Consider the following 14,354-nt stretch of genomic DNA (forward strand, 5'->3'; position numbering starts at 1 on the left):
TGCAGTTCGGATCCGGCTTGCTGTCCGACGCCGGCCGGGCGGTGGCCGGCGGGTTCCCCTGTGGATGACGCTGATCTCGGCTCTCCGCCGCGAACACCGAACCCGCGACGACTGCCAGAAGGACCGGCCCGCCGACGAAGGCGAGCGACCACTTCGACCGTTTCCGACGTCGGGCGCGTTCGCGCTGCGACGTGCGTGACGACTGCGTCAGGTCCTTGCCGGGCACTGGCCTGCTCCTCACTGTGCTTCCCTCCGCTGAGGGGAAGTCACGGTCCTGCGGGGCGCACGATGGTCGTTTCGTACGGGACCCCCGTCTCGGCGGGCTGGAGGGCAACCCGACAAGCCGGCATGACAGATCCGTACGCGGTACGTGCGGGGCCCGCGGGGCGTTCAAAGGTGGCAGCAGACATTGCCAAGCCTTGAAGAAGCGGGCGTCGTCCGGCCAGGCGTCGGCGAACGGGCTGATGGGGCCACGCCGTTCGGACGGGTGCCCTGGTCGCGTGCCGGGCTATGGGCGATGGATCGTCCCGTCGGCCGAGATGCGGCCGGCGTGCGGGCCGAAGTCCTCGTCCGACACGTCGGAGACGAGGTCGATCCCGTCGCCGCCCGGCTCCGGTGTGCCCGGCGGCACGATCCGGGTCGGGCGCAGGCGCCCGGACACGTAGGTGCCGTCGGCGCGGAGGGTGACTTGCAGGACGCCGCTCGTGGAGAGCGTGCCGCCGAGGCCGAGCACCTTGTAGCCGGAGAAGTTGCCCAGGCTGTAGGCGATCAGTCGGCCCTTGTAGAACTCCACTCCCCGCATCACGTGGGGGCCGCTGCCCACGACGAGGTCGGCGCCGGAGTCGATCACGGCGTGGCTGAAGTCGTAGCAGTCTCCGCGGTCCTCGCCGAGGAAGTACTCGGTGCCGGGTTCCACGTGGGTGCGGTCCGAGCCCTCCGCGCCGGCGTGCATCGTGACGATCACGATGTCCGCCATCTTCGCGGCGCGAGCGGTGAGCCGCTTCGCGGCGGAGATGTCCGTGAGATCGTTGGACCCTCGATCGGGAGCGAACCCGACCACCGCGACCCGGACGCCGTTGACCCGTTGGACGGTGATCTGGCCCAGGCGGCCCGTGTACGGCAGGTTCGCCGAGCGCAGGGCGGCGAACGTCTGGCGCCGCCCCTCCGCCCCGAAGTCGTCGATGTGGTTGTTGGCCACGTTCATCACTGTGAACCCGGCCTTCTTGAGTACGTGGCTGTAGGCCGGAGGGGCGTGGAACGCGAAGCAGTGCGGACTGTCGTCGTCGCACTTGCTCGGGCCGTCGGTGGTGAGCGTTCCCTCCAGGTTCCCGAGCACCACGTCGCCGTCGAGCAGATCGTCGACGGAGTCGAAGAAGGAAGCGCCGTCATCCGGCGGCAGATCGTCCGGCAGCGAGCCCATCACGACGTCCCCCACGGCGGCGATGCGCACGTTGCCGGCAGGGCGCGGGCGTGGTGCTCCAGGCGCCCCGGGCGTCGTGGTCCTGGTCGTCCGCTGGGGGGTCCGGGCGGATCCGAGGGATCTCGCCTGCTCGGATCCGTCGCGGAGAGCGATCGCCGAAACGACCACCGCGCCGATCCCGACCAGACTGAGGACGAGCGTGCCCTTCCGGCGCACCGGTTTCTGCCGCTCGCGCCGTTGCTGAGCACATCGCTTGCCTTGCCCGATCATCCGCTCATGCTACGAAATGGGTGCTTATCCTTCGCGGAGGTCGGCCGCTGGCGTGTTCGTCGGCCGCTGGTCTCTCCGCCTCCCCGGAACGGCCGGGCGCGTGGAACGGGCGGCCATCACGGTCCGGCCTGCTCCGGAGATCACGGACCTCGGGCGTGCGGGTCCTCAGCGCCGGGCCAGAGCCAACACACTCAGACCGAAGAGCAGGACGCCCAGGGGGAGATGGGCCGAGGGCACGTGCGCGATCCCGAGCACGACCTGGATCGAGGCGAGCACGAGGAATCCCGACGCGTGCCAGACGGGCCGGGGTGAGCCGCCGCCCGGCTTCCATGCCAGCACCGCGGCGAGTACGTACAGCATCGACGCCCCGTACCTCACCCGGGCTCCTACGCTGTGCAGCGTCTCTCCGTAGGACGAGGTCAGCAGCAGTCCGGCCGAGACCGCCTGGAAGAAGATGGTCAGGGTCGGCAGGGCGAGCGCGATGGCATTCGTCCTGCACGACGTCCTCAGGTACCCGTTCGCCGAGATCGCCGACGTGCTCGGCCGGACCCCTGCGGCCTGCAGGCAACTGGCGGCCTCCGCCCGGCGGCGCGTGAGCGTCGCGCCCGCTTCCGTGGCGGCGACCGGCCAGGCCGACGTGGTGAGGCATGTCAAAGAGGCCTGGGAGACCAAGGACGTCGCAGCCCTCGTCAGTCTCCTCGACCCGGCCGCCGTGATGACCGACGACGGCGGGGGCATGGTCGGCACCGCCCTGCAGCCGGTCGAAGGCGCCGCGCTCATCGCCCGGTACATGGTCGCCATCGCCGCCTGGTGGCCCAGCGTGCCGGCGCCGTGGTGACGGTAGCCTCGTTCGAGATCTCCGACGGCCGCGGCACCCGGACATGGGTGATCCGCAACCCGGAAAAACTGGGCTCGTGGGCCCAGCAACCCTGACCGGCCCTCGCTCGGCTGAGCGTGCGGTCGCTGTTGGTGAGAGGGATGCCTGGGGTGTCGGCCATCGGGCGGGGGTCGCAGTCGTCTCCGTGTTCACAGGCTTCGCTCGGGATCCAGCGACCCGGCCGGACGCGGTTGGGTGGGGGACGCCGGCGCTGTGAGCGTCGGCCGACGCGGTGTGCCCACGCCAGTGCGCCTTAGCGTTGCCGGCCCTCGTCGCGTGTTTGCTTGAAGGCGTCGGAGATCGCCTCCGCCGCGCCGGACAGGGCCCCCTTGGTCTTGCCGTGTGCCCCGGACTCCGTGAGTTTCCCGGTGAGTTCCGTGAGTCCGGCGGGCTTGCGGGGCCCCGATTCGAGGTCGAGGCGGTTGCACGCCTCGGCGAAGCGAAGGTAGGTGTCGACACTGGCGACCACGACGCGTATGTCGATCTTCAGTATCTCGATGCCGACCAGAGAGACCCGCACGAACGCGTCGATCACCAGCCCGCGGTCGAGGATGAGTTCCAGAACGTCGTACAGGCCGCTGGAACCGCCACCGCCACCCTGCTGTGTCGCTACGGTCATCGCGAAATCCCTTCATCCGTGACTGCATGACCTCACCGGCGCCACCGCGTCGGCCTCGCCGTCCCTCGCCGGGACGCGGGATTCCGGGCGAGGGTAGCCCCACCACCTACGACCAGACGGCTGTTCGAGATCGGCGGAGGGGGCCGACCCTGCCGCGCCAATAGGCGTCTACCCGCTTCTCCTCCCCGGACGCCCCGGTCAGCGGCAGTAAGCAGGGTGATGAGGCACTGCAGGACTTCGTCGGCACCGGTGACGCGTGCAGTGGCGCGGTGGCACGCCGATGGCGCCCGACCTCACGCGTGCGCGGCGTCCGGGGCGGCGTGGTCGGCGATCCAGCGGTCGACACGGGCCCACTGCGCGAGCAGCCACTCGCTGCGGGCGTCATCGCCCGGTGGGACGCGATCGGCGGGTACGCGCCACCAGTACGCCCGCACGTCGTCGCGCAGCGGGAGCCGGCTCCAGACGGTACGCACCGAGTTGACGGCGTCGAGGCCGGTGTGGGCGACGAAGACCACGTCGGCGGTGGGCGCGGCGGCGATCGCGGCGAGGGCCCCGGCGTCCTGCGGCGGCAGGACATGGTGCATACGTGCCGCGCGGGACGCCCGGCGCCGGAACCCCCGGCGCTGCAGCGAAGCGATCGCGCGCCGGCGTCGGCGCGGTGTGAAGTTGCCGCCCTCCGGAAAGATCACGAGGGCGTCACCCGGGCCCAGCCCGGCCGCCATCCGGCCGATCGCGTCCTCGGGCCGCCCGCTGAAGGGCGGAAGGAAACAGTGGGGGACCCGCCCGATGAGGACATCGAGTGCCGGGTCGGCGCGCAGTGTCCGCTTCAGGACCGTGTGGGGGCGCAGTCCGGCCTGGCTGAGCAGCGTCTGCAGCAGCAGGAAGGAGTCGCCGACCCCGGCGTGCCGTACGAAGATCAGAACCGGCGCCCGAGCGTGTCCGGTGTGCCCCGGTGGCGGCGTCACCTTCACCTGGAGACCGAACAGCCGTTCGCCCGCACGTCGTAGCAGCCGCAACAGCGTCTCCAGTACGGCGTACGCATCCGCGGCGCACCGCTCCACGCGGTCCCGCCTGTCGGGCAGCCGCCGCACCCACAGGCCGACGGCGGCCACCAGCCCGGCCAGGTCCACCACCAGGTACACCAGGGCGAAGCCGGTGATCCGCACCGGTCTCCAGGGGCCGCGCGTGACGAGAGAGACCGGCGCGCAGAGCACGCCCGCGGCCACGAGGAGCGCGGCCACCGTGGGGACGAGGACGAGCAGCAGCGCGGTGGTGATCGTGCGGCGCAGCCCGGTGACCGCCGCGCGGATCAACCGCGTCGGTCGTCTTCGGGACGCATCCGCATCGGTCATGGCGCGCCGTCGGGTGCGCCGAGAGCGATCTCGAGGTACCGGGAGGCGGCCGCGTAGGAACTCTCGATGCGCTCGGCGGTCCGGCCGAACGTGCGGTGCCGCAGCTGCCGCAGCGTGGGCGCCCCCTCCGCGGAGCCCGAGCCCGAGGGGAGTACGCGGACCGTCACGCCGGGCGGCAGGTCCGCCATGTCGCGGGCGAACCGGTGTCTGCGAGCGATCTCGAACGCCACCAGTGCCACCTGCCACGGAGCCCGCGGCGGAGAGAGGGCTCGCTCGACACGGCCGACCTGCAGGACGTAGACCTCGCGCGCGCCGAGGGCCACCGCGCGGCCGACGGGGATGCTGTTGACCAGGCCGCCGTCGACGAAGTGCTCGCCGTCGAGCCGCACAGGCGGCAGCAGCCCCGGCACCGCGCACGAGGCGAGCACGGCGTCCACCAGCGGCCCGGCGCTGAACCAGTGCTCGGCGGACCGTTCGATGTTCGCCGCGACGCACTGGAACGGCAGGGCCAGGTCCTCGATGTGCGTCACCGGGAGGTGGGAGGAGAGCAGCTCCCGCAGCGGCGTGGCGTGGTACAGGTGAGTTCCGCTCCGCACGGCGGTGCCCAGCCGCCCGAGCAGCGACCCGGAGAACACGCCGGCACGCCCGAGGCCGGTCCACAGGTCGGCGAGCCGGGCCACCGACGCCCGCGAGGGGTCGGCCGCCACGACGGCGCCGTTGATCGCGCCGACGGAGGTGCCGACGACGAGGTCCGGGTGCACGGCGGCGGCGAAGAGCGCCTTGAGCATGCCAACCTCGTAGGCGCCGAGCGCACCTCCGCCGCCGAGCACGAAGGCACGGGTCGGCGGGCGGGCGGGCCGGCTTTCCTCCATGGGCCCAGGGTGCCCCGGCACCGCGCCGCCAATCACCCAGGGACCCGGCACCAGCCGCGGCGGGGGCGGGGGTACCCGGGTGGCTCCTGATACGACCAGCACCGCGAAGGTTCGTCCTTCGCGGAACTGCTCGGCTGTTTCCTGAGCCGGGTGCGCCGACACACGGTCTGCCCGGCGACGGCCGAGGCGGACGTTCGGCCGTGCGTCGGCCGCGGAACGGCAGAGGCCGGTCCACCGGCGAACTCACCCGCACGCAGCAGGAGTTGGTGCCGACCTCGCACGGCGCCGGTCAGTCGGAGCTCCTACTGGCGCCGTGGACCAAGGACGCAGAACTCGTTGCCTTCGGGGTCCGCCAACACGACCCACGACTGGTCGCCCTGGCCGATGTCGACCCGCTGTGCGCCGTGGGCCAGCAGGCGAGCCACCTCGGCGTCCTGGTCATCGGGCCTGAAGTCGAGGTGCAGCCGGCTCTTGGCCTTCTTGCTCTCGTCGAGCCGGACGAAGTCCAACCCCGGCAGGCGATCCGGCTCCGGGCGGATCTCGAACTCGTCATCGGAGGCGTGGACCACAACCCAACCAAGAGCCGTGGCCCACCACTGCCCCAGGGCCGCCGGATCGACCGAGTGGACAACCACCTGTTCCCATTCCAAGGCCATCAGCGGAGCTTAGACCAGTACCCGGCAGCCCACCTTGGTGCGACGCTGCGTTTCCACCGAGCCTTCTCCCCGGTGCAGTCGGCGGGGACCGAGCTGCATGCAACCGCCTCGTGGAATCTTCTGGTCATCATCGCCCAAATCCGGCCAGACCACCCGGAGTTCCCTTTCGGCGCCGCCGTGGAGACCTCCGTGTTCGACTCCGACTCGGGCTCCAGAATTCGAGAAGGTGTTCCATCAATGGCGGATGGCGGTTATGTTCCTTCCGAACGATCTTGTCGGAGGTGCCCCGGATGGACAACGATGCCCGCACTCGCCGGGGCCGGCCCCCCGGCCGCCGCACGGAAAACGGTGAGCTGAGCGACCGCCAGCAGGCGATCGTCCGTTTCATCACCGACACCGTCCGGCGCCAGGGCTATCCGCCGTCGATGCGGGAGATCGGCCTGGCGGTCCAGCTGGCCAGCACGTCTTCGGTCGCCCACCAGCTGATGGTCCTGGAGCGCAAGGGCGTGCTCTACCGCGACCCGCACACGCCGCGCGCCTACCGGGTCAGGGCCTCCTGGGCGCCCGAGCTGGCCGACAGGAGCCAGGCGCAGGTCGACGTGCCACTCGTCGGGCGGATCGCCGCCGGCAGTCCCGTCCTGGCCGAGGAGATGGTCGAGGACGTCTATGCCATGCCCCGCCAGGTGGTCGGCGAAGGCGAACTGTTCGCCCTCACGGTCTCCGGCGACTCCATGATCGAAGCGGCGATCTGTGACGGCGACATCGTCACCGTGCGAAGGCAGGACAGCGCCGACCACGGTGACATCGTGGCCGCGCTCCTGGGTGAAGAGGCCACGGTCAAACAGCTGCGCCGCCAGGACGGCCGGGTGTGGCTCATGCCACGCAACCCCCGCTACGAGCCGATCCCCGCGGACCACGTCCAGATCCTGGGCAAGGTCGTCGGGGTTCTGCGCCTGCTCTGATCTGAGCGGCCGTTCGGCACACGTCACAGATGCGCCAATCTGAGGGGGCATCCGGCCGTGGGTGGTGTGTGATCGGGACGGTTGTGGCACCGTGGAGCCAGGGCCTGGCCCCGCCGCTTTCCCCCGTAGCGGCGGGCCGGGCCTGATTGCGTTTGGACGCATCACCGACCTGGGGCCCGCGCTCTCCAGGATTCGGACCGGTCGGAAGCGGGGGGCGGCGCACGGTCGGCACCAAGATCACTGGCGCAGGCCTCTCGCTCCCTCGCAGTCCAGGCCGAGGCGCCGTAGTTCCCGGCCTCGGGTGGCGGGACCAGGCGGTCGATGCCGAGGCCCTGCGGCCTGTGGATCCGGGAGTCGTCGTAAGGGGAGCGCACGCGCGGCCGGTGAGGGTGCGGTCCGGTCCCGGGCCGTGCCCGGTGAGCCGGGCCGCCCACATGACGGGCCTACCCGCCTGTACGTAAGGCTCCTGGCCGAGGGGCTCGGCCGAACCCTGCCCTGCGGCTGTAGCGGGAGGCTGGTCGCGCGGCGGAAGGATCACCAGCCGGTGTGGGGTCGTGCCGGCCGGCCCGCACCGTGGTGCCGCCCGGGGTCTTCCGGCGTCGGCGGTTGAGGGCCCCGCCCCCTCATGACTGGCGGACCGTCAGGTGGTGCCTGCGGATCCGCTCCGAGTGCTCCCGTCTCGGCGATGTGTGCCGTGTCACGCACTCAATGGTCGCCCAAGTTGTCTGCATCACAGCGGAAATGTCCATTTAGCGTCCATGCTCGAAACAGACGCCGAGCCCCGAAGTGGTGCTTATCGGCATCCTCTTGGGCGCGAAGTTCCAAAGTGGCCCATGACACAGCACTCGTGACTTTCCTGCTTCTGCCCCCCAGAAAGGTGCCATCATGGTTGCTTACCTCTGTCCTCCTGCCGTGATACACGGCGAGCACGCCGTGGAGACCAGCCAGATCGTGGCGGAGGTGCGTGACCGGCACCCGAACGCCGCTTGGGCGCCGCGGATCGACGGCATCGCGGCCAGTACGGGCATCGAGACCCGCGGGTGGATGCTGCCACTGGAGACCGCCGTAGCGCCCGGCAACGGCAACGGCCTGCGGTCCGTCGGCGTCGGGCCGGCCCAAGAGGCGCTGGCACGCGACGGGTTCAGCCGGCAGGACGTGGACCGCGTGATCGCCGCTCTCGAGGCGATACCCGCGCCGCAGACCGTCCAGGAGCGCACCGCGCCGGCCTGGGAGGCCGTGCAGTCCTACGGGGAGCGTGCGGCGCGCGGGGCCCTGCAGATCGCCGGGCTGGACGTCTCGGACGTCGACTGCCTGATCACCAGCAATTCCACCACCCCGGCGCTGCCGGGTCTGGACGTCGCCCTGGCCAACAGGCTTTCGCTCCGCAGCGACGCGATGCTGCTCCCGGCCACGCAGTGGGCCTGCATAGCCGGGACCCGCTCCCTGGCCCTGGCGGCGGAGCTCGTGGCCGCGGACCCCGACCGGGTGGTGCTGGTCGTGATCTCGGAGGCGCTGAGCACCACCTACCAGCCTGCGGACGACACCCTGGAGTCCCTGATCGTCCGGCTGCTGTTCGCGGACACCGCGGTCGCCGCGGTGGTCACGGGCCGCCCGCGGCGGGAGTCCATGCTGCGGCTGGACTCCGCCTGGAACCACACCCTGCCCGGCACCCAGGACCTGCACCGCCTGGAGACGCGGGCGGACGGCACCCACTTCGTGATGGACCGGCGCGGCCCGCGCGCCGTGCAGGAGACGGTCACCGCGATGTGGGAGTGGCTGCGCGTCCGTTACGAGGACGACCCCGACTCCTGGCACCCCGACGTGCTGCTCGCGCACCCCGGCGGCACCCGGGTGCTGGAGTACATGGAGCAGACGATGCCAGAGGCGTGGCCGTCCGGGCTGCTGGAGTACAGCCGGGACAGCTACACCACCGGCAACCGCGGCGGCGCCGCGGTGTTCGACATCATGCGGCGGGCGCACGACGCCGGGCAGAAGTCGGGCAGCCGAGCCGTCCTGTACGCGGCCGCACCGGGCCTCACCGCCACCGCGCTGGAGGGGGAGTGGCTGTAGGGCGACCCCACGCCGCACCCAGCGGCGGAACGAACCGCCGGCGCCACCGGCACCGCTGAGGACACCGTCCTCACCCGCGGTGGCGCCGGACGACACGCACGCGGTCCGTACCCCGCCGCGCCCGGTCCCGGGCCCGTGTCACCTCGCGACTTCCGCCCAGACCACCTTGCCGGTGTCCGTCCAGCGCACCCCCCAGCGGCTGGTGAGCCGGTGCACGACGTGCAGGCCACGACCGCCGTCGTCGAGCAGGTCGCCGCGCCTCAGGCGCGGCCTGCCGTTTCCGGTGTCGCCCACCTCGCAGAGCAGTCCGTGACCGGCCCTGATCAGCCGTACCGTGACGGGACCCGAGGCGAAGCGCACCGCGTTCGTGACCAGCTCGCTGACCAGGAGCGCCACGTTGTACCGGAGGTCGTCCCTGACGCGCCACTGCCGCAGCAGCCCGGAGACCTGCGCGCGGGCGCGGGCGGGCGCGTCGTAGCGGGCGGGCAGCCGCCAGGTCGCGGTGTCCCCCTTGCGGTAGCCGATCATGCGCGCGAGCAGCAGGGTCACGTCGTCGCGCTGGCGCACCGGCCCGAGCGTGGCGACGACGTGCCGTGCCGCCTGCTGCAGGGCGTCCCAGGGGTGCACCGTGGACACGACGTCCGCGAGCCTGCCGATGCCCTCGTCGATCGACACGGCCGGATCCTCCACCAGGCCGTCGGTGTAGAGGGCGAGCAGGGAGCCCGGGGGCGCGCCGAACGTGTGCACGTCGAACGGCTCCCTGAGCGCGAACTCGGCACCCAGGCCGGGGTGAGGGCGTACCGCGAGCGTGCCCGCCTGCCCGTCCGGGAGCACCAGGATCGGGGGCAGATGGCCGGCGCTGGACAGCGTCACACTGTGGCTGACCGGGTCGTACAGGGCGATGCAGCAGGTCGACCCGAGGGCGCTGTAGCCGGCCGCCAGCCCGGAGTCCACGTCGTCCAGGAGGCTCACGGTCTCGTCCAGGTGCTCCAGCACCTCGTCGGGCGCCAGCCCCGCGGACAGCAGCGCGCGCGCCTCCATGCTCAGCTGGCCCATGGTCGCCGCCGCTCCCAGGCCGTGCCCGACCACGTCGCCGACCACCAGCGCCGTACGGCCGTCCGGCAGCGGAAAGCTGTTCACCCAGTCACCGCCGACGCCCGCGCTGTCGGGCGTGGCGGGCTGGTAGATGCTGGCGATCTCGATGGTGTCGCCGCCGGTCCGGGGCAGCAGCCGGCGCTGCAGGGCGAGCACCTGCGTGTGCTCGCGCTGGTGCTGTCGGGCCAGGTCGACGTGATGGGCCGTCCTGGCCACGAGTTCCTGCAGGTCGAGCAGCTCGCTGTCCCGAAAGGGACGGTCAGCCCGCCGCCAGATCTCCGCCACGCCCAGCACGACGGGCGGCGCCTCGTCCAGGACCAGCGGTATGCAGGCGACACCCGCCGACCGCTCGCCGGGCACCAGGGCCCGCATCACTCGCGGACTGCCGAGTATCCGCTCCACCGCCTCCCGGTCGGGTATGACGATGGTCTGCGGGGTGTCGTCCCGCCGCACCGCCTGGGCCAGCAGGCGACTCGCGTCGCTGGGAAGATCGTCGCCCGGAGTCACGTAGCCCTCGGGCCAGGCCCGGTCCGGCACCAGGGCCGCCCGCCGCAGCCGGATGCGCCCCTGCGGCTGCTCGGTGACCCCCTCACCCGTCCACACGGCGAAGTCGAGGTCCACGGCGGCCACGTCCCCCCAGGCCAGCAGGGACTCCGCCAGCGACTGCGCGGTCTCGCCGATGTCCAGCGAGGTCCCGATCGCGGTCTCGGCGGCGTACAGGTGCAGCCTCGTGGCCATGGCGATCAGGGAGACGGTCAGACCCTCCTGAGGCGCCGCGGCGGGCAGGATGCTCATCGAGACCACCAGCTCCGGACCGTCGCCGCGGCGCAGGCGCTGGATCCGGGCCACGTGCGCCTCGCCGGTCTCCAGAACTTGCAGCAGCCGCCGTGTGACCGTCGGTACGTCCCCGGGGGGCAGGAGATCGACGAAAGGACTCCCGGGTACGACGTCCAGACCCGCGAACACGGGCGCGTCCAGGTTGCAGCGGGTGATCCTCAGCTCCCGGTCCAGGTTCACCGCGCCGAGAATCTGGTCCTGACGGCTGGCCGTGCGGGTGGTGCGATGGCCCTGCGGGTCGACAGGACCGGCGGCCGCTGCCGATCCGCCGCGCGGGATGTAGCGCCCCAGGGCGCTGCTGACCAGGTCGAACGGCGACGAGGACGAGTGGGAGGGTGTGGAGTCCATGCGGCTCTCTCGGCAATCCCCGGCACAGCGCCGGGGCTGTACTCGGACCCGTGCGACCGGGCCCCGAGATCCCTGACCGCACACCTCATTGAATAACACCGGGTGTCGCATCGCCCACACCAGCGGAGCGCACGGTGAACACGGACAGTGAGGGAACGCCGGGGTCGGTGGGCCGTGCCCGCCCGGCCGAGGGCCGCGTCCCCGCGACCACCCGATGGCACACGATCGGAGCGGTGGGCAGCCTCCCGGCCCGGTCCCACGCCGGCCCGTACCCGCTCGCTCAGAAGTTGAAATCCTCCGTGGCGCGGATCGCGGTGATCAGCGACGAGCCGGTCCACCAGGGAGCGAGCCGAAACTGTCTGGTTGCGGCTCCGCGGCCTGTGCTTCCATGCCGGAGTGGACACCGAGAGCTCCGAGGCTGCTGTGAACAGGCCAGACCGCTGGGTTCGGCGGAGGACCGATGGCGACGTCGAGAGGTGCGTGCGGGTTCTCGCGGAAGTCCATCGATGTGACGGCTACCCGGTGAACTGGCCTGACCGGCCTGACAAGTGGTTGTCGCACGCTTCCGAATTCGGGGCCTGGGTCGCGGGACTCGACGGCGGTGTCGTCGGCCATGTCGGTCTGTCCCGCAGCGGCGAAGGGGATCTGGCCCCCGGCCTGTGGAGCGACCGGAACGGGACGAGCAGGGACCTGACCGCGGTGGTCAGCCGGCTGTTCGTCGCCCCGCGGGCCAGGGGGCACGGGATCGGCGCACTGCTGATCGGCCGCGCTGCGGAGGAAGCACGGGGGCGTGGCCTGCATCCGGTGCTCGACGTCGTGGCGTCCGACACCGCCGCGGCAGCCCTGTACGAACGGCTGGGCTGGGAACGGATGGCCACGGTCGAGCAACGGTGGAGCCCAACTCAGTTGGTCACCGTCCACTGTTACGCGGGCGCATCGTGATGTGGCCGGTCACAGCCGGTCGTTGATGTCGGCGCCGAGAACGGTCGCCTCACAGCCGCCCGCGACTGGGAGCCCCCGCGGACGTCAACCGAAAGGGGCTCGTGCCGGGTGCCATCCGCTGCCCGAGACTCCGCGCCGCCTGATCGGACCCGGCTGCGCCGACACCGGCCGGCCGACGGTGCGCATGCGTCATGGTCGAGGTGGGACGTCTTCCGTCGGCGCGACAGTCGGCCGCAGGCCCGGTCCCGTGCGATCGAACTCGCGTGTTCGAATAAATGTTCTATATCGTGAGGGGCGGGAGGTGATCGCAGTGGAGGAGTACGGGATGCAGGCTGCGCGGTCGACGGTGATGCACGTGCGTTGCCCGGACCGACTGGCGGAGGAGGTCTACCGGCAGGTGCTGGAGCTGTTGTCCGGCCTGTCCTCGGTGATCCAGGCTCTGCCTCCGACGGCGGCCCTCGCGGAATTCAAGGGCGCGCTGCGCTACCACGGCACCGATGCCCGCCACCTCGGTGAGGTCCTGCGGATCAGGGCGATCTCCCGGCTCGGCGTCGATCTCCGGATCGGCATCGGTCCGACGATCACGGTCGCCGCGACCGCTTCCGCCCAGGTCGCCGAACCCGGGGGAGTGCTCGCCGTCGCCCCGGACGGGATCGCCGACTGGCTCGGGCCGCTGCCGGTCAAGGACCTGTACGGCATCGGTCCCCGCCAGGCCGCCGTCCTCGGTGACTACGGCATCCACCGCGTCGGCCTGCTGGCCGCAGTTTCACCGGCCACCGTGCAGCGCCTGCTCGGCAAGAAGGCCGGGAGGCTCGCCGCCGACCGGGCCCGAGGCATCGACCCACGCCCCGTCGTCCCCCGCGCGCTACCCGCCTCCGCCTCTGTACGGCACCGTTTCGACCACCACACCCTCGACGGAGCCACCGTCCGGGCCGCCCTGCTGGACCTGGTCGTACGGCTCGGACTGCTGCTGCGCGGCCGGGAGCAGGCCGCACAGGCGCTCACCCTGACCCTGAAGTTCGCGGGCGGCACCAGCTGGGAGAGGACACGCCGCCTCGCCGAGCCCTCCGCGCACGACGACGACCTGCGCACCCTCGCCTATCAGCTCATGGACGGTGCGGGCCTGCAGCGCGCACGTCTCGCCGCAGTCGTACTGAAGGCCGAGGACCTCCTCGACGCCGACCGGGTCGCCCGCCAGATCACCCTCGACGCCGCACGCGAGTCCAGGATCGTCGCCGAACAGGCCATGGACCGGATCCGTGCGAAGTTCGGTCCGGGTTCGGTCGGTCCCGCCGCCATCGCACCGCTGCGGCGGGCGTCATGACCCCGACCCACCACCGCTGCGGTCGGCCGGGGCGGGGCGTTCCGCCGTGACCGCCCGGCGACGCGGCGTCCTCCGCCGCGGCCCGGCAGTCGCCGGCCTCGCGACGCGGGGGATGGTGTGGCCGGGGGTGTGGGGTCAGTCTCCGGCCTTGGTCAGGGCGGACCTGCCGCGCCGGGGCGCGATCGTCCGGCGGATCTCCTCCGTGGCCGCGCGGAACGCGGGCGCCGCCTGCCGGAAGTAGTCGAAGAGCAGATCGCGTTGCTCGGGGGTGTAGCGGGCGAGGACCTCGGCGATGTGACGGCGGGCGGGGCCCACGACCTCCTCGACGCGGGCTAGGGCATCCGGGACCGGTTCGACGACGACGCGCCTGCGGTCCCTCGGGTCCGCGGTGCGGCGGGCGTATCCGGCCCGCTCGAGACGGTCGATCATTCGTGTGGTGGCGCCGGTGGTGAGTCCGGTCCGCGTGGCCAGTTCACCGGAGGTGAGGCCGCCTTCCAGCTCGATCAGGCTCAGCGCGTGCCACTCCGAGGTGTGCAGTCCGGCGGCTTCGGCGCTGGCCAGGCCTTGGAGTCCCACCGCGTCCAGGTACTGGCGGAAGATCGCGTGCGGCTCCCCGCCGCTCAAGGAGGTTGCCATCTCTGGACGTCCCCTCTAAATTTATCTGCACGGATGCAGATACTGAATGAGTGCAGTATCTGTGTCAGTCTAGA

Annotated in this window: 12 protein-coding genes and 1 pseudogene; 5 read left to right on the plus strand and 8 right to left on the minus strand. The window is 71.7% G+C overall.

Translation table 11 applies throughout. The features are described 5' to 3' along the window. Positions 1–508 precede the first annotated feature (508 nt). Both ACZ7FF_RS13395 and ACZ7FF_RS13400 read right to left on the minus strand, forming a co-directional pair. The gene (locus ACZ7FF_RS13395) at positions 509–1,435 is read right to left on the minus strand and encodes a CapA family protein (RefSeq protein ID WP_470812044.1); all 927 of its coding nucleotides are present in this window, start codon (positions 1,433–1,435) and stop codon (positions 509–511) included. A 420-nt stretch (positions 1,436–1,855) separates the two neighbouring features. Beyond that, positions 1,856–2,218, minus strand: a complete 363-nt coding sequence (locus ACZ7FF_RS13400) for a hypothetical protein (RefSeq protein ID WP_470812247.1) — start codon at positions 2,216–2,218, stop codon at positions 1,856–1,858. Here ACZ7FF_RS13400 and ACZ7FF_RS13405 point away from each other — a divergent pair. Further along, positions 2,163–2,623: pseudogene (locus tag ACZ7FF_RS13405) on the plus strand (sigma factor-like helix-turn-helix DNA-binding protein); the annotation flags it as partial. The gene ACZ7FF_RS13400 and the pseudogene ACZ7FF_RS13405 overlap by 56 nt on opposite strands. 197 nt (positions 2,624–2,820) lie before the next feature. On the opposite strand, the gene ACZ7FF_RS13410 reads toward ACZ7FF_RS13405, so the two are convergent. The 4 genes from ACZ7FF_RS13410 to ACZ7FF_RS13425 all read right to left on the minus strand — a co-directional run bounded on the left by ACZ7FF_RS13410 (position 2,821) and on the right by ACZ7FF_RS13425 (position 6,066). Beyond that, positions 2,821–3,186 carry a gas vesicle structural protein GvpA gene (locus ACZ7FF_RS13410; protein WP_470812046.1) on the minus strand — a complete coding sequence of 122 codons (366 nt, stop codon included), beginning with the start codon at positions 3,184–3,186 and terminating at the stop codon, positions 2,821–2,823. A 293-nt stretch (positions 3,187–3,479) separates the two neighbouring features. Beyond that, on the minus strand, positions 3,480–4,538 hold the full coding sequence (locus ACZ7FF_RS13415; RefSeq protein WP_470812047.1) for a lysophospholipid acyltransferase family protein: 1,059 nt from the start codon (positions 4,536–4,538) through the stop codon (positions 3,480–3,482). Continuing rightward, positions 4,535–5,410, minus strand: a complete 876-nt coding sequence (locus tag ACZ7FF_RS13420) for a patatin-like phospholipase family protein (protein ID WP_470812049.1) — start codon at positions 5,408–5,410, stop codon at positions 4,535–4,537. The genes ACZ7FF_RS13415 and ACZ7FF_RS13420 overlap by 4 nt, the downstream gene beginning before the upstream one ends. A 302-nt stretch (positions 5,411–5,712) precedes the next feature. Next, positions 5,713–6,066, minus strand: coding sequence for a VOC family protein (locus ACZ7FF_RS13425; RefSeq protein ID WP_470812051.1), 354 nt, complete (start codon positions 6,064–6,066; stop codon positions 5,713–5,715). A gap of 290 nt (positions 6,067–6,356) precedes the next feature. Here ACZ7FF_RS13425 and lexA point away from each other — a divergent pair, with 290 nt between their 5' ends. After that, on the plus strand, positions 6,357–7,028 hold the full coding sequence (gene lexA / locus ACZ7FF_RS13430) for a transcriptional repressor LexA (protein ID WP_470812052.1): 672 nt from the start codon (positions 6,357–6,359) through the stop codon (positions 7,026–7,028). Positions 7,029–7,913: 885 nt separating this feature from the next. After that, a complete protein-coding gene (locus ACZ7FF_RS13435) occupies positions 7,914–9,098 on the plus strand; it encodes a beta-ketoacyl-[acyl-carrier-protein] synthase family protein (RefSeq protein ID WP_470812054.1) in 1,185 nt (394 codons plus the stop codon). Positions 9,099–9,236: 138 nt separating this feature from the next. On the opposite strand, the gene ACZ7FF_RS13440 is transcribed toward ACZ7FF_RS13435, so the two are convergent. Next, on the minus strand, positions 9,237–11,378 hold the full coding sequence (locus ACZ7FF_RS13440) for an ATP-binding SpoIIE family protein phosphatase (protein WP_470812056.1): 2,142 nt from the start codon (positions 11,376–11,378) through the stop codon (positions 9,237–9,239). Between the two features lie 480 nt (positions 11,379–11,858). Here ACZ7FF_RS13440 and ACZ7FF_RS13445 point away from each other — a divergent pair, with 480 nt between their 5' ends. Beyond that, positions 11,859–12,320 (plus strand): GNAT family N-acetyltransferase, encoded by a 462-nt coding sequence (locus ACZ7FF_RS13445; RefSeq protein WP_470812248.1) that lies wholly within the window; start codon positions 11,859–11,861, stop codon positions 12,318–12,320. Positions 12,321–12,645: 325 nt separating this feature from the next. Beyond that, positions 12,646–13,644: a DNA polymerase Y family protein gene (locus tag ACZ7FF_RS13450; RefSeq protein WP_470812250.1), complete on the plus strand. Its 999-nt coding sequence runs from the start codon at positions 12,646–12,648 to the stop codon at positions 13,642–13,644. A 135-nt stretch (positions 13,645–13,779) separates the two neighbouring features. Here the strand turns inward: ACZ7FF_RS13450 and ACZ7FF_RS13455 are convergent, their stop codons facing one another. Next, on the minus strand, positions 13,780–14,280 hold the full coding sequence (locus ACZ7FF_RS13455) for a MarR family winged helix-turn-helix transcriptional regulator (protein ID WP_470812058.1): 501 nt from the start codon (positions 14,278–14,280) through the stop codon (positions 13,780–13,782). Positions 14,281–14,354: the final 74 nt, after the last annotated feature.

This window comes from Streptomyces sp. NPDC037126 (assembly GCF_055605965.1).